Origin of the sequence: Acinetobacter sp. YH12136, from assembly GCF_013418545.1 — a bacterium.
Classification (GTDB): domain Bacteria; phylum Pseudomonadota; class Gammaproteobacteria; order Pseudomonadales; family Moraxellaceae; genus Acinetobacter; species Acinetobacter towneri.
Map to the genome: position 1 here is coordinate 1 of NZ_VPBV01000031.1, position 18,944 is coordinate 18,944.

Here is an 18,944-nt window from a genome sequence, read left to right on the forward strand (position 1 = left end):
TCTCTTAATGATCTTCTCGATGCTTCGTCAGCATCAAGCTAGGTCGGCTATATTACGCTTTATTTCTAAAGTGTCAACTGGTAATTTAAATTATTTTAAACTTTCTTTCTAAAACCCAACTCAATCATTCTCAACCAAGTCATTGTTTTATCAGAAGTTTTAATCTTCATCACCGCCGATGGATGTGCATTATAGGTGAAATATTTCGCCTTGCAACCCCTCTTTTTAAGTTTTATGAGTTTTTTAGTCCGAACGGTTATTTATTCGGCAAAATACTTCACTTTTCCACAAAATACTGTTTATTTCTTTTTCTTGATCATAAAAGGTTCAGGATTCATAACTACATCTGGCATTTTTTCTGGCTGATCATGTTCCTGCCATTTCAATGCGCGGCAGTCGATATATTCACAATAGCCTCCTTCTCCTTGTTGTTGATCTCCATTTATAGCCAACTGATATTGAAAACTTCCGACATAACCTGCTGCAGCCCCAAATTTAAAATCACCACGACTCTGCGCCTGTAAATGAATTGAGGTGCCATCTTCATCTTGATAACGCCATTCAAACTCACGTGGCAAATACATACACTGACCTGTTGGCGTTTTTACTTTTGGATAAACCCGTTGAATATTAAATTGTACTTGCCCATCAAATACCCGAGTTTGCTCCGTGTTCGCATTTCGCAGATAGATTCGAGATTGCAAAATTCGATTCAACACATCACGACTTTGTAGCAATATCATTTGTTGCTGATGATTCAGATTAATCACTTGATAGCAAAAAAATGCCACAGCGAAATAAGGAAACTGGATTGAGCGGGCAAACTCAAAACTACCCAATTGCTCAATCTGAAAATGCTGATCTTTATAGCGTACACTTCCCTGACACTGACACAGCAAAGACCAATGTTCTGCCAAATTCATTCGCAATTTAGTGAAATATGAAATTGTAGAGCTTGTGGTGATCTTTAAATCAAAGCTAAGTTCGCTATCTTCACGTTGAATATGAAATTGCGGAAAGTGTCCAGTAATGCGCTCTTTATTGGCAAACTGAAAATACTCTGCAGTAAATACGCAATCATGTTGTATTGAATAATGATTGGACTGCCCCACCATGTGTGGGCTGCTACTACAAAGAATACTGGCTGTGTCTAAAGCTGAGGTTGTAATCATATTTTCAGGGCGCAGCATTGCGGTATTTAGGCTGCCCAATAAACCAATAAAGTTGAGATAATGTAAGGGTGCAGGCAAATTAGGAAGAATTAAGCCCTGATAGATAAATTTATAATGATGTTTTGGGGCGTGATAAGGCAGTTTGGCGGTTGCCGCAGGAGTTTGATTGAGTTGTTTGGAACGATCGAGAAAATCTTGAAACAGCTGCATATCAAACTCCTTGTGAGTTGATGCTTTTATGAAAGCTTAATTAACTCACTGCATTTTTTCTTGCCATAAAAGTGGTCACAAAACCTGAAAGTGCATAAATAATTGAAATCACTAAAATTCCAACAGGAATATTATAAGTCATGGCTGCAAGGATAAATACTGCGATTGGCAATACAAAAAACGGCACACGCTTACGATCAAAGGTTTTAAATGAATAATATTTAATATTGGAAATCATCAACAATCCTACTGCAATAATAATCACAGCATTGAGGATTTGTAGACCAATTTCACGAATATCATACAGTTCAGGAAAATCCCGTCCTACCCAAACCAGCGACACGATAATCAGCGCAGCCAAAGGACTTGCAACACCAATAAAGTAGCGTTTATCGACCACACCAATTTGCACATTAAAACGCGCCAAACGGAATGCGGCACAAGCCGCATAAACAAAGCAAGCCGCCAAGCCGATACGACCTAAATCATGCAAACTCCAGCTATACATCAAAATCGCAGGTGCAACACCAAAGGCGAGCATATCGGATAATGAATCAAACTGTTCGCCAAATGGACTTTGCGCACCAATCGCACGTGCCACACGACCATCTAAACCATCAAACAATGCTGCTAGAAAAATGGCATAAATCGCTTGGCTAAATTCGCCATTCATACTGGCAATAATGGAGTAAAAACCCGACAGCAAGGCTGCCGTGGTAATCAGGTTTGGCCACAGATAGATACCACGACGTTTCACCTTTTGCCCTTCACGGGTATGTTCTTCTTCCACCACTTCAAATGTAATTCCGTCATGCTCAAGATCACGGGAACTATACTCTCCTTCGGGTTTGGATGTGTTTGTCATTATTTTGTGTCCTAACTGTAACCTGAACGTCTATTTAAATTTTTTATTCGCCAACTAACCAACGCACTGCAGCATGTCCACCATGTTCTTGCATACGCAAGTGCGGGAACAACCATTGCAGGGCTTCATCTGCATCTTCAGAGAATTTCCATGGTGGATTAATCACCAATAAACCACAACCGTTTAAGCCCACAGGAGTATCGTCAGGCCACACACAAATTTCACAAATGAGTTGACGGCGAATACCTGTTTTAAACATTTTCTTTTCAAAACGTTCAATCATGGCGCGGTCTTTAATTGGATACCACACCGCAAATACGCCTGTTGGCCATTTTTTATGTGCAGCTGCCAATAATTCAACCAACTGAGGGAAATCTTTACGTTCCAATTCATACGGTGGATCAATCATCACCAAACCGCGTTTTTCTTTTGGTGGAATGACGCCCAATAAACCTTCGTAAGCATCACGCTCATGTAAACCTGCGCGTTTGTCACGAATGTTATGACGCAATTGCTGGAATACATCGCGCTGCATTTCAAAAATAGTTGCTTTGTCGATGTCACGCATACCTTGTAAAGCAAACCATGGCGAACCGGGATATGCACCTTGCCCATCCGTTTCACGCATTGCTTCAACCAGTTTTAAATACTGCTGTACGCCTTCTGGTGCCTGACGTTTGATTGAATCATCTAGTTTCACTAAACGATGAATACCATTTAAAAATTCGCCCGATTTTTGTGCAGGTGCTAAAGATAAGTCATATTTACCCGCACCGCCATGTGTATCGACATAGCGATAAGGTTTATCTTTGGCATTTAAACGTGTCAGAATTTGCAGCAATAAAACATGCTTCATGACATCGGCAAAGTTGCCCGCATGGAAATGGTGACGATAATTCATGTTTGGTTCATTCCTAAAATCAACCGACATTTTAGCATGAAAAAAAGTTTCATTCAGGAGCTTGTATTCCTCTAAAATAATCAGCTTGTCTTGCATTTTGTCTGAGTATCTATTTTATGGACGCCACACTGCTTCCAAAATCTTGGAATATTGATCAAATTCTTGAAGATTTAGATTTGCATGGTTTTGCCATGTTGGATGATGCCTATTCACCTGAATATCAACAACAAGTTCTCGCAGAGTGTAGTCAAAATTTAGATCAATTTCGTGAAGCAGCCATTCAAAATGGTGTGGTCAGCAAAATTCGCAGTGATCATATTTTATGGATTCACGAAAATTTAAGCATTGCACAACAACATACCCAAACCCTTTTGACTTTGGCCGAACAATTCAATCAGGCATTTTATTTAGGGATTCGTGAGGTCGAAGCGCATTTTGCCAGCTACCAAGCAGGTTCTTTTTATGCCTTGCACCGCGATAACCCACAACAAAAAAATGATCGGGTGATTTCTGCTGTCTATTATTTACACCCTGAATGGCAGACAGATTGGGGTGGACAACTACGTTTACAAGACAAACATGGAGCATGGCAAATTATAGAACCACGCCCAAATCGGATTGCAATTTTCCAAAGTGATTTATTGCATGAAGTTTTGCCTGCGACACAGCAACGACTTTCTATTACTGCATGGCTACGCAGCGGCAACCAACTTTGGTAAAGATAGACCGCTTTTTTAAATTATTGGCTTTAAAACTGTAAATTTGCCCCGATGTAGAGCAAATATTGCTATCAGGAATTCACCCATGCGCAACTCGACTCAACAGCTTATTCAACGTATTGGGGAAACCGACCAACTTTTTTTACAAGGTAATACGCCTGAATTGGCATTAGAACGTGCCGATTTACGCTTACAATTGGTGAGTTTGAGCGAGTTACGCCAAGAACAGATTTACTTTTTGCAAGAAGCCATTGTGCTGTTAGAACAAGGTCGGGTTGAATTTGAAGAAATGCCAGTGACGTTATATATCAATTTGTCTTTGCATTTGGCCAAAGCCTATATGATGTATTTTGAGCTGACCCGCGATGCAAAATACGCCTTAATTACCCAACAAATTTTAAAAGCCATGACTCATTATGTACATGGAGATATTTTCTTTTTCTTGGCTTATGCCAGCGCCAGTAAAAATGAAAGTGCACTGTGTCGCCACTGGTTAGGCAAGTACAGTAAAACTGCCGAATTTGATTTGGAACTCTTACAAATTCACCCTGCCTTTAACGCCTATCAAACCGAAGTCTGGTTTAAACAAATTCTCAAAAGCAGAATGCATTAAAAAAACGCCTCGTTCTGAGGCGTTTTTAATGAAAACATATTAAATATGACGATGACTTAAACCTAAACAGCTTGTAAACGATAAGCATCTAAATGCAATTGTTGATTGAGTTCATCAATCCAAATGGCCCAATCATCGTCTTGTACCAAATGACTGATTAAAAATTCACGTTGTGATTTATTCCAAAACGGCGCTTCATGTAAATTAATATGTGCAGGTAATTGATGCGTACGTACATACAGTTCAATGGCTGCAGGGCTGCTGGCTAAACCGAGTTGGCTGAATAACATGGCTAATGATGGAGTATTTTGCATGAGCACCTTGCCCCCTTTTATTAGTTTCGTTGTAATTCCTTATTCAACCAACTTATAACACTTTGTATAAAAAACCCAGTCTTCCGACTGGGTTTGTTGTATCTTTTTGTGAGCACGCAGTTTACTGGCGCTTTTTAGATGAAAAGTATTTGATTTAACTTAAAAACTTTTAACTTAAATACCGATTAAACACTCGGATGTTGATCACTATGTAATTGCTCATTTAAGGTTTCAATCACAATGGCCCAATCATCATCTTTTTTCCAATGGCTTTGCAAAAATTGGCGCTGCCCTTCCGTCCAAAACTCGGCACAGTGTAATTTGGTTTCTGCAGGTAATTGATGCTCACGAATAAATTGATCAATTGCTGCATCGTCTGCATCCAGACCCAATTGTTGAAATAACAGTTCTAAAGTCGGTTGTTGGTCAAACATGGCATCCTCCTTTGATTCGTCTTGTACTTTTAATGACCTTAACCTGCTTTGAGCCACAATTCAGCAGCAGCCGAGTTGCAGCATGTTATTTTTTGTACGATGCGATATACCTAAAGCATCCCACTCAATATTCTTAACACGATGACAGGCAACAAAAAAGCCAGTCAATGTAAACCGACTGGCTTTCATCTACTTAAATTAAAAGTTAGCAACCTGTTAGTTTTTCAGGCTGTGGCTTTTCATTTGGAAAGAAGATTGGGCGCAATTTCACACCAATGGCATTCCCCATAAATGCAAATACTAGCCATAACCAACCATGCACACTGCCCGAAGCAATTCCGCTAAAGTATGCGCCAATGTTACAACCGTAGGCCAAACGTGCACCATAACCAAGTAATAAGCCACCTATAACAGCCGCAACCAGTGAACGGCGTGGAATATTAAAGTTCGGGGCAAATTTTCCAGCCAAACTTGCAGCAAGCAATGCACCCAACATAATGCCAAAATTCATCATAGAGGTGATGTCATGCCACAATGAATTTGCCAATGCTTTAGCATTGCCTGACTGCTGCCAATAATCCCAAGCGCTTACATCTACACCCGCAAAAACAGCAACTTTTGCAGCCCAAACTGCAAGCGCAGAAGTCACGCCCCACGGACGACCAGCCAATACCAAGGTAGCAAAATTCAGCAGCGTTAAAATAAGCCCACCCCAAATTAACGGCCAAGGACCTTTGAGGAAACGCTTCCAACCATGGTACTGACTTTGCGGCTCGACTTCTAAACTGCCATGACGTTTCTTTTCAAAAAACACGGTTGCGGCAGCAATCACAGCAAAAATAACAAAGCTTAGAATAAGTGCAGGAATCACCCCAAAACTTTCGACAATCGAGATTGGCGCCAAATGCGGCAGATTAAACCACCAATCTAAATGCGAAGTGGCAATCAGTGAACCTAAGCAGAAGAAAAATAGCGTAACCAACATACGCGCACTGCCACCGCCTACCGTGTATAGCGTACCCGATGCACAGCCACCCCCCAACTGCATGCCAATACCAAAAATAAAAGCACCAATCATGACCGACATCGACACAGGATTGACATTGCCCTTGACGGGATTGCCAAACAACTCACCTGCACCTAAAGCAGGAAAGAACAACAACACCGCCAAGCCCAGCATAATCATTTGAGCCCGCAAACCACGACCACGACGTTCTTTAATAAACACACGCCAGCTAGAAGTAAAACCAAAAGAGGCGTGATACAACGTCATCCCCAAAGCACCACCAATTAAAAATAACAGTGCTTGATTTAGACCCACGATTTGATAGGCGCCGATAGTACCGACAACAAGTAAGATAAAAGCCACCCAAACCGAAACATTCGATCTATGGGCACTTGCAACAATAACTGACATGACAGAGAGAAGATTTGAAAAAGGAAACCCGCGTATTCTAAGCAATTTCCCCTACCGTGCAGGTCAATCGACCTATTTTATAGTCGCTTATCCATTCTGATATTTGATAAGCAATATGAGCTTAGCTGATGATAGGCTTTTAATTGCAAAGATAAAATCAAGCGCAAAAAAAATGCCAGTCAACTTTTAGGTTGACTGGCATCACTCCCGAAGGAGTTTTAACTTAATCTAGCAGATTAAATTATTTAATCATGTCAGCAATTGCTGCGCGTTCTTCTTCAAGTTCGTTTAACGTGAAGTTGATACGCTCACGGCTGAACTCGTCGATTTCAAGACCTTGAACGATTTTGTATTCGCCATTTTCGCAAGTTACAGGGAAACCGAACATTACGCCTTCAGGAATACCGTAAGAACCGTCAGAAGGAATACCCATAGTTACCCATTCGCCGTTTGTGCCAAGCGCCCAATCACGCATGTGGTCAATTGCAGCGTTTGCAGCAGATGCAGCAGAAGATAAACCACGTGCTTCGATGATCGCAGCGCCACGCTTACCAACTGTAGGAAGGAATACGTCTTTGTTCCATTCAGCATCGTTGATTTTGTCTTTTAAGCTTTCTCCATTTGCAGTTGCAAAACGGTAGTCAGCATACATTGTTGGAGAGTGGTTACCCCAAACTGTCATTGTTTTGATGTCAGAAACAGCAACGCCAGCTTTTTGAGCAAGTTGAGTTAACGCGCGGTTGTGGTCAAGACGTAACATTGCTGTGAAGTTTTTCGCTGGAAGATCTGGAGCAGATTTCATTGCGATGTAAGCATTCGTGTTCGCTGGGTTACCAACAACTAGAACTTTAACATCACGGCTAGCAACTTCGTTAAGTGCTTGACCTTGACCAATAAAGATTTCACCGTTTACTTTAAGAAGGTCAGCACGCTCCATACCAGGACCACGTGGACGAGAACCAACCAATAACGCGTAGTCAGCATCTTTAAATGCCACTTTAGGATCATCAGTACCGATCATGCCAGCCAATAATGGGAAAGCACAGTCGTCAAGTTCCATCATTACGCCTTTAAGCGCAGCTTGAGCTTTCTCAAAAGGAACTTCTAATAATTGAAGGATAACTGGTTGGTCTTTACCCAACATTTCACCGCTAGCGATACGGAATAATAGGCTGTAACCAATTTGACCAGCAGCGCCAGTAACGGCAACGCGAACAGGTTGCTTCATGTAATTATCTCCAATTGAGAGGATAGTCAATGCGATTAAATAGCTGTTCTATCTAATCTTAATAATCATAAACGCGAAAGATTGTACTCCAATCATTCAGCGGATGCATGCAAAAGCGCATCAAATTCCACAAAAGTCTGATAGAAAATATGAATAAAATTTCTCAAAAAGCTTAAAATTCAGAAATTACAGTCACCTAGCAAACTAGTAAGAACCTTTAATGACAAACTGATTCGGGCAATTTGATTCAATCGCTGCACCGCACTGCTTATAGCGTCCTGCGGTGTTATAACAAATTTTGATTTCAGTTAAATAACTTTTACCTTGATGGTTAGAGCACTGAAAATGCACGCTTTTTGATGACATACCTGAATTGGACTTGAGAAACAAACTCCGTAGTTGTGACAATTGCACCGTCTGCGTGTCTTGGCCTGTCAATACCGAAGGCACGTTCATCCGATCTGCATTATTAATAATCATGCGAAAATACTGACTGGCATTCATGGGCACACAGCCGCCAATACCTTGCCACAATTGTATCCGTGCAGCTTCATCAGGCATGACTCGCGCCACTACCTTCGCTTGTAGCGGCGGTAACTTTGCCGATGAATGGGTGCTACATTCACGCGTGGCTACTTCGGGATATAAACCCTCAATATTCAGTGAGTAACCTTCTAAACATTTACGCTTTTTGCTTTTGCTCGAATCGATTAAACACACGGCGGGCGTCATTTGCACGGACATCACATAGCCTTGCACGGGGGCAGAAAATGTATTTTGCGTACACAAAACCAAAGCTGTACCACTCAAACCGAGCAATGTAACTTGAATTGGCTGTAAAACTGTACTCATCCACATTTTCAATGCTTCAGCCCCCTAAATTCTTATACACCCAATGACTCACGCATCTATATATCAACACGCATGATCATCTAACTGTATCACTTGTAACATTTTCCTAAGGTGTATTCCGAGATGGAATATGTTGCATACGGCTACTCATTGATTGTCCACCCTGCCCCAACAGCACACCATAGTGCGTGGCATTGGTCATGACATGCTTGACATAGTCACGTGTTTCCAACAAAGGAATGCTTTCAGTATATTGGTCTGCCGCAATTTGCTGAAACTCTGGCTGCCAACGGCGTGCACGATTTGGCCCGGCGTTGTATCCTGCTGTGGCCAGCACAGGGCTATTGCTTAATTGTCGCTGAATGGTCGACAAATAAAATGTACCGTAGCGGATGTTGGTATTCATGTCACTGAGTGCAGCAGGATTATAAGTTTCACCCATTTGTCGTGCAACCAAACGTGCCGTGTCTGGCATAATTTGCATGAGTCCACCTGCACCTACATGCGAACGTGCAGTAGTATTAAAACGGCTTTCTTGACGCATCAAACCATAAGCCCAAGCAGGGTCAATACCTGCATTTTGACTGTGGCTCACAACATAATTACGATGTGGCATAGCATAACGGTAACTATAGTTGTGCTTATTCACAGTACGATCTGCTGCATAAATGGCACGATCATACCAACCCATATCGGTTGCACGCTTAGCCGCTGCTAAAATCAAACCATCATCCTGTCTTAAATACGCCTGACGTACCGCCCAGTTCCATTCACGGTTGACATAATTGGCAGGTGCATTAATTTCACGCAAAGTAAAGGCACGGTTAAAGTGAATATCTTGATTCAAACGCTGTAAGTCATTGGTACTTGGTTGCGTATTCGCAGGAATCGTGTTGTAGGTTTGCCCAAGACGATCTTTTGCCAACAAGTTGTGATAATCATCACCCTGCGCCAATTTTTTATAAATATTTTGTGCACTACGTTTCGACGCTGCATCATTGCGTTGTTCTGAAGCACGTGCCAACCAATATTGCCAACGATCTTCCTGTTTTTGAGTCACACTCATGCTGTCTACAGCACGAATCACACTTTCCCATGCGCCAAAACGAATCGCCTGACGGGCATAAATTTCTGCTTCTTCGGGACTAAAAGGTAAGCCATAACTGGCGTCTAAGGCACTTAACACTTCACGCTTAAAATTGTTTTTCATGACTGTAGTGCCGCCAATATATCCCACAGCACGATACAAGGCTTTTTGTACCGATTCTGGCGCACCTTCTGCACTGCGTTTTAGTGAAGAAAGTGCCGAGTCTAAATCGCTATCGGCTAAACGTCCGATCGCATAAATAAGATAGGCATGGTCTTCGTTGCTTGCTTTAGGCGCAGACCACAAATAATTCAGTGGATTGGCTTGAATGCTGTTCAATTGTGCCAAACTGATATTCATACCTAAACTTTGCGCAGTCGCTAAAGCGAGCCCTGACTGCCCTGCACGCAATTGTGCCCATAAGCGTTGCTGTTTATCTTGCTGAGTCATAATTGGACTAGAGAGCATCATTCGACCTAGACCTGTACAAGATTCAGGTTGTGAGTTCGTGGTCAACCAAACATCTTTAAATTCCGCGACCACCAAAGGATCACCCGAACGGGTACGAACTTGTGCCATGGCACAGCTTTCGGCCTGATCAGCATTACTCACATAGGCAAGCACAGGTTGTGCACTGCTAAAATCGGCCTGTTTCACTTTTTCTTCGATGTAATCGGCTGCGAGTTTTTCTGCCATCGCTGATTGTGGATGGCGCTGTGCAAACTGAACAATTGCACTGGCAGGTTGCATGCCCAAATTGGTGTTCAATGCCCAGTATTCAGGATAGTAGCCCAAAACATCATTTTGCATGGCATATTGATACTGCTGCAATAAATCGACATCACCTGAATTGGCTGCACGCAGTGCATCATTAAACTGTTCATTTGCGGCATGCGTACCCGTCATCACGGCAAGCGAAACCAGACTTAGCACAAGCTTTTTCGTTAATTTATTATTATGTTTCATCATTTGCAGCATTCGCTTGCCTTCAGTCATTTACTTCTGCCTCGAGATCCGCATCCAATCATTCAGCTTAGTTTAATTAGTCTAGAACCCAAGTTGTGTTCTGTTATGTAACCTTATGATTAGACACTATTAATCTTGAAATCAATCTTCCAACAATTTTGCTTCACATTTCAAGTATGTGATGCACGGATTAAAGGCTGTCAGTTTATCTTGAATTCCTGCTAAAATACGCCCCTCTGTTTTATCTATTCCGTTTATTTTTATAAACGAACTCGTGAATTATCTCTTAGGAGCCTACATGACGGTTCAAACCTTCATCCCGAATGGTGCCCAAGCTGCCTCAGAAAACACTGTTACCCAGCCACAGCACACCCCAGCCGACGGTTCAGTTAAAAAACTGTATATCGAAACGCAAGGGTGTCAGATGAATGAGTATGACAGTCACCGTATGGCAGACCTTTTGGGCGACTCGCACGGCTATGTGCTGACCAGCAACCCTGCCGATGCCGATATTTTGCTCATGAACACCTGTTCAATTCGTGAAAAAGCCCAAGAAAAAGTATTTTCTGAATTAGGACGTTGGCGCAAGCTTAAAGAAAAAAATCCTGATTTGGTCATTGGTGTAGGCGGTTGCGTGGCTTCTCAAGAAGGCGACAACATTCAAAAACGCGCACCGTATGTGGATATGATTTTTGGCCCACAAACCTTGCACCGTTTGCCACAAATGCTTGATCAGCACCACGATCAAGTTGAAAAACCAAAGAAAGAAAAAATCAAACTGGTGGATATTTCTTTCCCAGACATCGAAAAATTCGACTTTTTACCTGAACCGCGTGTTGAAGGGTTTAAAGCTTTTGTGTCGATTATGGAAGGCTGTTCAAAATACTGTTCTTTCTGCGTAGTGCCTTACACGCGCGGTGAAGAAGTTTCACGTCCTTTAGATGATGTCTTAGCTGAAATTGCGACTTTGGCCGAAAAAGGCGTGCGTGAAATTAGCTTGCTCGGTCAAAACGTAAATGGCTATCGCGGTGAAACTTTTGACGGTAAAATTTGTACTTTTGCCGATTTACTGCGTTTGGTTGCCGAAGTACCTGGCATTGGACGAATTCGCTACACCACATCACACCCGCTTGAATTTAATGATGATTTGATTCAATGCTACCGTGATTTACCGCAAATGGTGTCGCATTTACACTTGCCTGTGCAAAGTGGTTCGAATGATGTGTTACAAGCCATGAAACGTAACCACACCATTGATGTGTATATCGACAAGATTGCCAAGTTACGTAAAGTACGCCCAGACATGCACTTATCTAGCGACTTTATTATTGGCTTCCCGGGTGAAACCGATCAAAACTTTGAAGAAACTTATCAGTTTATTCAAGATATGGATTTTGACCATTCTTATAGTTTTATCTACTCAAAACGTCCGGGAACACCTGCATCGGAACTCGAAGACACCACCCCTGAAGATGTTAAAAAAGAGCGTTTGGCCAAAGTTCAGCAATGGATCAAACAATCTAGTATTGATAAGACCGATGCCATGCTTGGGACGGTACAACGTGTCCTAATTGAAAATGTTTCCGACAAAGACCCGAACATTTTAGTGGGTACGGCCGACAATACACGTTTAGTAACATTTATTGGTGACCCTGCTTGGGTCGGACGCTTTGCGGAGATTGAGATTACCGAGATTAAAACTTTGAATTTAGTTTACGGTGAACTCTTGAATCTTGAGCCTGACGTGGCGTAATGTAGGAGCTAAAGTCCAATAACAGATTAAGGAATTCTCTTGACTGCAGCGATTCGACGTACAGTAACTTTTCCTGGCATTTCAATGGAACGTCTAAAAAGCATGCTCGGTGCTTATAACGGACATTTGAAACAAATCGAACAACGCCTAGACGTCCAAATTTCTCATCGTGGTGACGCCTTTTTTATAGATGGGGAAATTGATGCAGTTGAACGAGCCGAAACGCTCTTGCAACGCCTGCATGAAGAAGCGGAAAGCTCTGCACAAATTAGTGCAGACACGCTCCACATGATGATTCAGGGCAGTCAGACTGACCGTGAATTACAATCGGATGATGGGCAAGAGCATACTGGATTGGATGCTGTTTGGTTGCAAACCCGCAAAGGGCGCATTAATCCACGCGGTGCCAACCAAAAGCGTTATGTGCAACGTATTTTGCAAAGTGATATTTCATTTGGTATTGGCCCTGCAGGTACGGGTAAAACCTATTTGGCTGTTGCCTCTGCCGTAGATATGTTGGAACGCAATGAAATCCAGCGGATTCTATTGGTGCGCCCTGCGGTTGAAGCGGGTGAAAAACTGGGCTTCTTACCGGGTGATTTAACCCAGAAAATTGACCCGTATTTGCGTCCCCTTTATGATGCCCTGTATGAAATGTTGGGTTTTGAGAAAGTGGCCAAACTCATTGAACGTCAAGTAATTGAAGTTGCGCCCCTAGCATATATGCGTGGTCGCACCCTAAATCACTCTTTTGTGATTTTGGATGAAGCGCAGAATACCACCCCTGAACAAATGAAAATGTTCCTGACTCGTTTGGGCTTTGGCTCTCGTGCGGTCATTACTGGTGACGTGACTCAGGTTGATTTACCACGTGGTCAGCAGTCTGGTCTGGCACATGCCTTACGTGTGATTGATAAAATCCCTGAAATTCATATTACTCGTTTCCATTCTCGTGATGTCGTGCGTCACCAGCTGGTTCAGAAAATTGTTGAAGCCTATGAAGGCTGGGACAGTGAGCAACAGCGTTTAAGTGCCGAAGCACGTGCTGAACGCAAAGCACGTCAGGAAGCTTTAATTGCGGAAAATGATGCCGCAGCAGATGCACAGCACTAGTGGCTGTGCGTTCTGCAACCTACTGAAGTATTAAGGATTCATTTTGAAACTAAGTCTCAGCCTGCAACAGGACATTCAAGCGCCTGAGCTGGTGTTAAAACGTGCCTATCTGAAAAAAGTAGTCGAAACCACTTTAAGACATATAGACACCCAAAGTGATTGTGAAATTGGAATTGCCTGTGTCGATCATGCCGAAAGTCACAAGCTCAATCTGGAATATCGCAAAAAAGACAAATCTACCAACGTCTTGTCTTTCCCAAGCGATTTACCCGATGAAATGGCACAAGTTTTGCCGAGCTTCCCTATTGGGGATTTGGTAATTTGTATTCCTGTGGTTTTACAGGAAGCTGCAGAACAAGCCAAAACACCATTAGCGCATTTCACTCACATGCTAGTACATGGCACGCTGCACCTTATGGGCTATGATCATGAAACCTCAGATGAGGATGCCGAAGAAATGGAAGCTTTAGAAGTTGAGATTCTTGCCAAGTTGGGTTTGGATAATCCATACATGGAAAGAGATTGAATTTTAAGTTTTAGAAAATCATAAAAATAGCGGGCTAAGGCTCGCTTTTTTGTTTAAAACTACTCACTCCCAATGGGAGGGAGAACATTCATTAGAGTCCCATGATTGCTAAATACCAGAAGAACATTGCTGCGTAAAGCAGAGAGTAGATTCTTGTTACTTGTCCACAAAGTCCTCTCTCCCTTTGGGAGAGAGCCAGAGAGAGGGAAAAACTAGCGCACCTCAAACTCAGCTTCAGCAGGGTCAAAACGCCACGTCCGTACAATCCGCAATTCAGAAATATCTTTCATTTTGGCATCAAATGCACCAAAAGGTGCGGCTTTACGCACCGAAGCTTTGGCTGCTTCATCTAGCATGGCATGTCCTGAACTTTCAATTAAACGAATGGCACGAATCCCACCATTGTTGTTCAAAATCACCATTAAACGTACTTCGCCTGCCAAATTCTGTGCTTTGGCTTGTTCGGGGTAATAACGGTTACCATAAAATTCGACTTTTTGACGGAATTTTTCCATATAACCAGCGGTGTTGTCTTGCTTGGCCTGAATCCCATCGATGGTTTTAATTTTTTGCTGACGGCTAAAATTTTGTTGGCGTTGTAAATATTGCGCTTCAATACTGGCGACCATGGCAGCCTTAGCTTGGAATTGGCTATTCAACTCCTGCATGGCTTTTTTGCGCTGATTTTCTGCAGCCTGTTTTTGCCAACTGAGCGTGGTCATCAATACTTTTTCTTCAAAGTTTAATTCACGCTGTTGCTGCATACGCTCTAAACTTTCCAATTGCTGCTCCCCTGCACTTTGTTCAGTCATGGGTGCAGGCATATCACTCGACATGCGATGTTCTTCACGGAACGTACCTGAACCTTGCTGATCGGCTTGGGCTAAGAAATCTGCATCTTCAACTTTTGCATCGCTCATGCGTACCGATACCGCAATCTCTTTGACCGCAGCATCGCTTTGTTGCGGTGCAGCAAACTGCACGGCCAAAATTAATGCGTGCAATACAGCAGCCACCAGCAACGCTGCAGCAAAAATAGGATCTTTCCACCAATCTTGCGTAGAAGGCATCAATTGAATTTTTTTTAGCATCACATTAATCCGACAAAACGTCTGATTCCCCAAGCCGCCAAATGCGGTATAAACTAAAGAGCATATTACTTTGCTCAGTTTTTGCTTTTCTGCAAAACTGCGAAGTTCATCAAAAAGCTGACTACTGAGCCTTAAAATCTTAAAAATGGTGCAACTTATTTTGCTAAACTGCAAGCTTCTATGCCTGTATTTTTAATACAATTCGACAAAATATTTGTATCTGTAAAGAATGAATGAACGACTTGGACGGCCGTATGCAAACCCTGATCACCAATATCTCTCAACGTATCCGTCAAGTGTACCAAAAAGCGGAAGGATTTATTGAGGATGAACGTGAATTTCCATTATCTCAGGTCTTCTTAAATGCGACTTTTCAGCGCTTTGTGACCGATAATGTGAAAATGTTGCAAGATCTGCACGCAGACTTACACGACGACTGGTTACGTCTTTATGCAACCCTAGATTACAACGGCTTGAACATCACTCTGTCTGTCGATTTAAAATTAGTACAGATGGAATTGAATAAAGATACTCAGCTGATTGTGTTTGAACAAATTAGTGACACGCAGGTGATTGAAGCAAGTTATCCAAGTTTTTTGCATAAAATCGCTGTGAAGTGCGCTTTATTTTACTATCAAAAAATACGCAATGATGACCCTTTAGGCATGATTTTAGAAAAACTCAAAGTCATTAAAGTCAAAGATGATTTGCTGCATTTAGATTTAAATCGCTGGTTGGGCAAAAGCCGCTCTATCATTGACACACTCAGCAAAGTTCATGTGAATCATGCGGTATTACGTGAAGCGGAATTGGTGCTCACTGGCAACGTCAATTTAACGGCGTTGTTCCGCAAAATGTCTGAAGAAAGACTAGAAGATGTGGAAGAATCTCTTGCAGATACGCAAGTCACACCGCTGAAACAAAAATAAAGCTAAGCTGAAACTTTAGAAGAGAATACATACAGGAAAACTACACAAGCCGCATAATTCCTAATTTTCTCTTCATATTCAACGCGTATAATGGCAACAAGCAAGCAAATTGCATCTCCCTACATACAGAGGAAATATCTCAGCAATGGCAAATCATGTATTGAAAAAAATGGGTATGGCAGCCGGTGTGTCTACAGCACTGTTTTTGGCTGGTTTCTCTAGCCAAACATTTGCCATGAGTCCTTTCCAAGCCAGTTATCAATTTAACTACAATGGTAAAAACTTAGGTTCTGCAACACGTACTTTAAGCCAAACAGGTAACCAATGGAGTTATGTGTTTGCTGCCAAAGCAGGCGTGATTGCCTCTGCTACAGAAACTAGCCGTTTTAGTTTTAATAATGGCAAAATTGGCTCATCTAGCTTTAGCCGCAGCAGTAAGATTTTGGTGCATAACAACACCATGAGTATTAACTTCAATCCTTCGGCGAAAACCATTAACACCAAAAAGGACAGCGACACCCGTTCTTTTGCGTGGAAAGCGGGCGTGTTGGATGAGTTGAATGCGGAACTGCAAATCCGTGAAGACTTAAAAAGTGGCGGTTTAAAATCGAGCTACTATATTGCCGATAATAAAGAGGTGGAATCACGTCGCTTTATTAAGCAAGGTTCAGAAAAAATCAAAACCAGTTATGGTACTTTTGATACCATTAAAGTGGTGCTGAAACACAACAAACCAAACCGTGATACGATTTTCTGGTTGGCACCAAAACTTGACTACTTGCCTGTCAAAGTTACCCACCAAGACAAAGACAAGTCTTATGGATTATTACTCACAGGCTATAAAGGCCCGACCAACTAATTTAGAATATAACTACTGAGCAAAGCTTGGCAGTTATTCACCATTTGGTAAATTGTTCTTGCATTTTTTCAGGTGCTTTTTAAAATACGCTTTTGCTTTGAAAAGCACCTGCTCTTGAGGATTCTCCCGTGCATGCACTAGAACAGAAAATTTTAGCCGAAGGTATCGTTCTATCTGAAGCGGTTCTAAAAGTCGACTCTTTCTTAAACCATCAAATTGACCCTGTGATGATGCAGCAAATTGGTCAAGAATTTGCGCGTTTGTTTAAAGATGCAGGCATCACCAAAATTATTACCATCGAAGCTTCTGGCATTGCACCAGCTGTGATGGCAGGTTTAGAGCTTGGTGTACCTGTAATTTTTGCACGTAAATATCAATCTTTAACCTTAAAAGATGATTTATACCGCTCTAAAGTATTTTCATTTACCAAGCAAACTGAAAGCACGATTGCCATTTCAAACAAACATATTAGCGCTAGCGACAAAGTCTTGGTGATTGATGACTTTTTGGCAAATGGTCAAGCTGCACTCGGTTTAGCAGATTTAATCCATCAAGCCAATGCAGAAGTCGTGGGTATTGGGATTGTGATTGAAAAGTCATTCCAGCCGGGTCGTGAATTATTGCTTGAAAAAGGCTATCGCGTTGAATCATTGGCACGAGTAAAGTCTTTGGCAAACGGTACAGTTGAATTTGTACGCGATTAAGGTCGATTAAAACTGATGTTGGTTCATCATTTAAACCCGATGATCAAAGAGTGCTTAGGCGCTCTTTTTTTTATGCTTTTTTTAAACTTAAACAACTCATTTACATATATTGAATTTACAAAATAGCCGCGCTACGCCATTCTGCACTTGAAATAACAGTGATTCAGCAGTCTAGTTTTTCTGATTGCAGCTCTAGACAGCACTTTTTAGATCGTCTGCGTGCATTGATGCATGCGGCATGAGCATAAGGCAATTTACAGTCATGACACAAGACAATCCGTTGATGCAACACAGTATCACCTGTCCGAAATGTGGTTCAACTCAAGTTGAAAAACGCAACCATCAACAAAACTTACAAAAAATTGGTGGCGTGTTATTAGGCTCTGCAGGTACAGCAGCAGGTACTGTGGGCGGCGCAGCTTCGGGAGCTTCTATTGGTGCGGCAATTGGTACAGCCGCAGGGCCATTGGGCGTGATTATGGGCGGCACCATTGGAACATTTGTCGGGGCAATTAGCGTGGGAATCACAGGTGGTTTTCTTGGGCATCGCTTTGGTAAAAAAGCAGGTGTAATTGTTGATCAGAATATTTTTCTAGATTTTCAATGCCTCAAATGTAAACACCGCTTTAAAGAAAAGTTGAAACAGCCAAGCAACTCTAAGTAACCCTAAATCAATTTCAAAAAAAGTGCTGCACATTGCAGCACTTTTTGATTGCATCTTTTTATTTTGCAGTGCTGCTTGCAGAAGTCATCACAGTTTTTTGTGCCGCTAAATACTGTGCTTCCGCAGGTTGTTTTTCAATACGTTGTTCTTCTGAAAAACTCAGACTATGCACAATTTCAGTCGCTGCAACACTCGACCATGAACACCCTAAACTCATTAGACCTAACCCAATCAGCATCCACTTATTCATTTTCACTTTCCTCAATCTCTCATTTTTACAGCAGTCCGTTGTGCTCAATACATTAGGGTCTGTTGACAATTCGTCTATGTTTGCGGCATGAGAGATATATCTCGCAAGGTTTTTTAGCTGATATAAGGCATGGGACAGGAAATTTAGTCATTCTAAATGACTGGCACATAACGCAATAGCAGCAAAAAATATGCTCGCCCCGAAAGGCTGTGGCTAAAACTTTCTCAGATTGCGTTATGAAACTTAGCAATAATCTCGCTATTCCTTGCGTTTCATG

General features: G+C 42.0%; 20 protein-coding genes. 9 read left to right on the plus strand and 11 right to left on the minus strand.

Going from position 1 to position 18,944, the window contains the following annotated elements; genetic code table 11:
* Positions 1-299: 299 nt before the first annotated feature.
* From FTU71_RS12375 to FTU71_RS12385, 3 genes are read right to left on the minus strand one after another with little or no spacing between them, the layout of a single operon-like run.
* Positions 300-1,382, minus strand: a complete 1,083-nt coding sequence (locus FTU71_RS12375; RefSeq protein ID WP_179993553.1) for a DUF6670 family protein — start codon at positions 1,380-1,382, stop codon at positions 300-302.
* A 40-nt stretch (positions 1,383-1,422) separates the two neighbouring features.
* The gene (gene pssA, locus FTU71_RS12380) at positions 1,423-2,247 is read right to left on the minus strand and encodes a CDP-diacylglycerol--serine O-phosphatidyltransferase (RefSeq protein WP_179993552.1); all 825 of its coding nucleotides are present in this window, start codon (positions 2,245-2,247) and stop codon (positions 1,423-1,425) included.
* Positions 2,248-2,290: 43 nt separating this feature from the next.
* Positions 2,291-3,148 (minus strand): 23S rRNA (adenine(2030)-N(6))-methyltransferase RlmJ, encoded by an 858-nt coding sequence (locus FTU71_RS12385; protein ID WP_026438537.1) that lies wholly within the window; start codon positions 3,146-3,148, stop codon positions 2,291-2,293.
* Between the two features lie 116 nt (positions 3,149-3,264).
* Here FTU71_RS12385 and FTU71_RS12390 point away from each other — a divergent pair, with 116 nt between their 5' ends.
* Together FTU71_RS12390 and FTU71_RS12395 are read left to right on the plus strand one after the other, a co-directional pair.
* Positions 3,265-3,867: a 2OG-Fe(II) oxygenase gene (locus tag FTU71_RS12390; protein WP_104853047.1), complete on the plus strand. Its 603-nt coding sequence runs from the start codon at positions 3,265-3,267 to the stop codon at positions 3,865-3,867.
* An 85-nt stretch (positions 3,868-3,952) separates the two neighbouring features.
* Positions 3,953-4,480, plus strand: a complete 528-nt coding sequence (locus FTU71_RS12395) for a hypothetical protein (protein WP_179993551.1) — start codon at positions 3,953-3,955, stop codon at positions 4,478-4,480.
* A 62-nt stretch (positions 4,481-4,542) separates the two neighbouring features.
* Here the strand turns inward: FTU71_RS12395 and FTU71_RS12400 are convergent, their stop codons facing one another.
* The 6 genes from FTU71_RS12400 to FTU71_RS12425 form a co-directional block, all read right to left on the minus strand.
* Positions 4,543-4,800 (minus strand): DUF2789 family protein, encoded by a 258-nt coding sequence (locus FTU71_RS12400; RefSeq protein ID WP_026438086.1) that lies wholly within the window; start codon positions 4,798-4,800, stop codon positions 4,543-4,545.
* A gap of 179 nt (positions 4,801-4,979) precedes the next feature.
* Complete coding sequence (locus tag FTU71_RS12405) at positions 4,980-5,228, minus strand: DUF2789 family protein (protein WP_096901745.1); 249 nt, start codon at positions 5,226-5,228, stop codon at positions 4,980-4,982.
* 205 nt (positions 5,229-5,433) lie between these two features.
* On the minus strand, positions 5,434-6,645 hold the full coding sequence (locus tag FTU71_RS12410) for a YeeE/YedE family protein (RefSeq protein WP_131261021.1): 1,212 nt from the start codon (positions 6,643-6,645) through the stop codon (positions 5,434-5,436).
* Positions 6,646-6,886: 241 nt separating this feature from the next.
* Complete coding sequence (locus FTU71_RS12415; RefSeq protein ID WP_019836931.1) at positions 6,887-7,873, minus strand: malate dehydrogenase; 987 nt, start codon at positions 7,871-7,873, stop codon at positions 6,887-6,889.
* A gap of 204 nt (positions 7,874-8,077) precedes the next feature.
* Positions 8,078-8,725, minus strand: coding sequence for a ribonuclease I (locus tag FTU71_RS12420; RefSeq protein ID WP_179988453.1), 648 nt, complete (start codon positions 8,723-8,725; stop codon positions 8,078-8,080).
* Positions 8,726-8,831: 106 nt separating this feature from the next.
* Positions 8,832-10,718, minus strand: a complete 1,887-nt coding sequence (locus tag FTU71_RS12425) for a lytic transglycosylase domain-containing protein (protein ID WP_179988513.1) — start codon at positions 10,716-10,718, stop codon at positions 8,832-8,834.
* Positions 10,719-11,076: 358 nt separating this feature from the next.
* On the opposite strand from FTU71_RS12425, the gene miaB reads away from it, so the two are divergent.
* From miaB to ybeY, 3 genes are read left to right on the plus strand one after another with little or no spacing between them, the layout of a single operon-like run.
* On the plus strand, positions 11,077-12,531 hold the full coding sequence (gene miaB / locus FTU71_RS12430; protein ID WP_004976194.1) for a tRNA (N6-isopentenyl adenosine(37)-C2)-methylthiotransferase MiaB: 1,455 nt from the start codon (positions 11,077-11,079) through the stop codon (positions 12,529-12,531).
* Positions 12,532-12,570: 39 nt separating this feature from the next.
* Complete coding sequence (locus FTU71_RS12435; protein ID WP_096901739.1) at positions 12,571-13,644, plus strand: PhoH family protein; 1,074 nt, start codon at positions 12,571-12,573, stop codon at positions 13,642-13,644.
* A gap of 43 nt (positions 13,645-13,687) precedes the next feature.
* The gene (ybeY, locus tag FTU71_RS12440; protein ID WP_004976192.1) at positions 13,688-14,170 is read left to right on the plus strand and encodes an rRNA maturation RNase YbeY; all 483 of its coding nucleotides are present in this window, start codon (positions 13,688-13,690) and stop codon (positions 14,168-14,170) included.
* A gap of 212 nt (positions 14,171-14,382) precedes the next feature.
* On the opposite strand, the gene FTU71_RS12445 is transcribed toward ybeY, so the two are convergent.
* Positions 14,383-15,240 carry an energy transducer TonB gene (locus tag FTU71_RS12445; RefSeq protein WP_171062604.1) on the minus strand — a complete coding sequence of 286 codons (858 nt, stop codon included), beginning with the start codon at positions 15,238-15,240 and terminating at the stop codon, positions 14,383-14,385.
* Positions 15,241-15,515: 275 nt separating this feature from the next.
* On the opposite strand from FTU71_RS12445, the gene FTU71_RS12450 reads away from it, so the two are divergent.
* The 4 genes from FTU71_RS12450 to FTU71_RS12465 all read left to right on the plus strand — a co-directional run bounded on the left by FTU71_RS12450 (position 15,516) and on the right by FTU71_RS12465 (position 18,417).
* Positions 15,516-16,190, plus strand: a complete 675-nt coding sequence (locus FTU71_RS12450; RefSeq protein ID WP_004976182.1) for a hypothetical protein — start codon at positions 15,516-15,518, stop codon at positions 16,188-16,190.
* A 145-nt stretch (positions 16,191-16,335) separates the two neighbouring features.
* Positions 16,336-17,049 (plus strand): DUF3108 domain-containing protein, encoded by a 714-nt coding sequence (locus FTU71_RS12455; RefSeq protein ID WP_004976176.1) that lies wholly within the window; start codon positions 16,336-16,338, stop codon positions 17,047-17,049.
* Positions 17,050-17,177: 128 nt separating this feature from the next.
* On the plus strand, positions 17,178-17,753 hold the full coding sequence (locus FTU71_RS12460; protein WP_004976172.1) for a xanthine phosphoribosyltransferase: 576 nt from the start codon (positions 17,178-17,180) through the stop codon (positions 17,751-17,753).
* A gap of 262 nt (positions 17,754-18,015) precedes the next feature.
* Positions 18,016-18,417 carry a hypothetical protein gene (locus FTU71_RS12465; RefSeq protein ID WP_179989430.1) on the plus strand — a complete coding sequence of 134 codons (402 nt, stop codon included), beginning with the start codon at positions 18,016-18,018 and terminating at the stop codon, positions 18,415-18,417.
* A 58-nt stretch (positions 18,418-18,475) separates the two neighbouring features.
* Here the strand turns inward: FTU71_RS12465 and FTU71_RS12470 are convergent, their stop codons facing one another.
* Positions 18,476-18,667 (minus strand): hypothetical protein, encoded by a 192-nt coding sequence (locus FTU71_RS12470; RefSeq protein ID WP_179989432.1) that lies wholly within the window; start codon positions 18,665-18,667, stop codon positions 18,476-18,478.
* Positions 18,668-18,944 lie beyond the last annotated feature (277 nt).

Coding starts and splice junctions, on each gene's coding strand:
- FTU71_RS12375 (WP_179993553.1), bottom strand. CDS start 1,382: ATGCAGCTGTTTCAAGATTTTCTCGATCGTTCCAAACAACTCAATCAA.
- pssA (WP_179993552.1), bottom strand. CDS start 2,247: ATGACAAACACATCCAAACCCGAAGGAGAGTATAGTTCCCGTGATCTT.
- FTU71_RS12385 (WP_026438537.1), bottom strand. CDS start 3,148: ATGAATTATCGTCACCATTTCCATGCGGGCAACTTTGCCGATGTCATG.
- FTU71_RS12390 (WP_104853047.1), top strand. CDS start 3,265: ATGGACGCCACACTGCTTCCAAAATCTTGGAATATTGATCAAATTCTT.
- FTU71_RS12395 (WP_179993551.1), top strand. CDS start 3,953: ATGCGCAACTCGACTCAACAGCTTATTCAACGTATTGGGGAAACCGAC.
- FTU71_RS12405 (WP_096901745.1), bottom strand. CDS start 5,228: ATGTTTGACCAACAACCGACTTTAGAACTGTTATTTCAACAATTGGGT.
- FTU71_RS12410 (WP_131261021.1), bottom strand. CDS start 6,645: ATGTCAGTTATTGTTGCAAGTGCCCATAGATCGAATGTTTCGGTTTGG.
- FTU71_RS12415 (WP_019836931.1), bottom strand. CDS start 7,873: ATGAAGCAACCTGTTCGCGTTGCCGTTACTGGCGCTGCTGGTCAAATT.
- FTU71_RS12420 (WP_179988453.1), bottom strand. CDS start 8,725: ATGAGTACAGTTTTACAGCCAATTCAAGTTACATTGCTCGGTTTGAGT.
- FTU71_RS12425 (WP_179988513.1), bottom strand. CDS start 10,718: ATGACGGGTACGCATGCCGCAAATGAACAGTTTAATGATGCACTGCGT.
- miaB (WP_004976194.1), top strand. CDS start 11,077: ATGACGGTTCAAACCTTCATCCCGAATGGTGCCCAAGCTGCCTCAGAA.
- FTU71_RS12445 (WP_171062604.1), bottom strand. CDS start 15,240: ATGCCTTCTACGCAAGATTGGTGGAAAGATCCTATTTTTGCTGCAGCG.
- FTU71_RS12450 (WP_004976182.1), top strand. CDS start 15,516: ATGCAAACCCTGATCACCAATATCTCTCAACGTATCCGTCAAGTGTAC.
- FTU71_RS12455 (WP_004976176.1), top strand. CDS start 16,336: ATGGCAAATCATGTATTGAAAAAAATGGGTATGGCAGCCGGTGTGTCT.
- FTU71_RS12465 (WP_179989430.1), top strand. CDS start 18,016: ATGACACAAGACAATCCGTTGATGCAACACAGTATCACCTGTCCGAAA.
- FTU71_RS12470 (WP_179989432.1), bottom strand. CDS start 18,667: ATGAATAAGTGGATGCTGATTGGGTTAGGTCTAATGAGTTTAGGGTGT.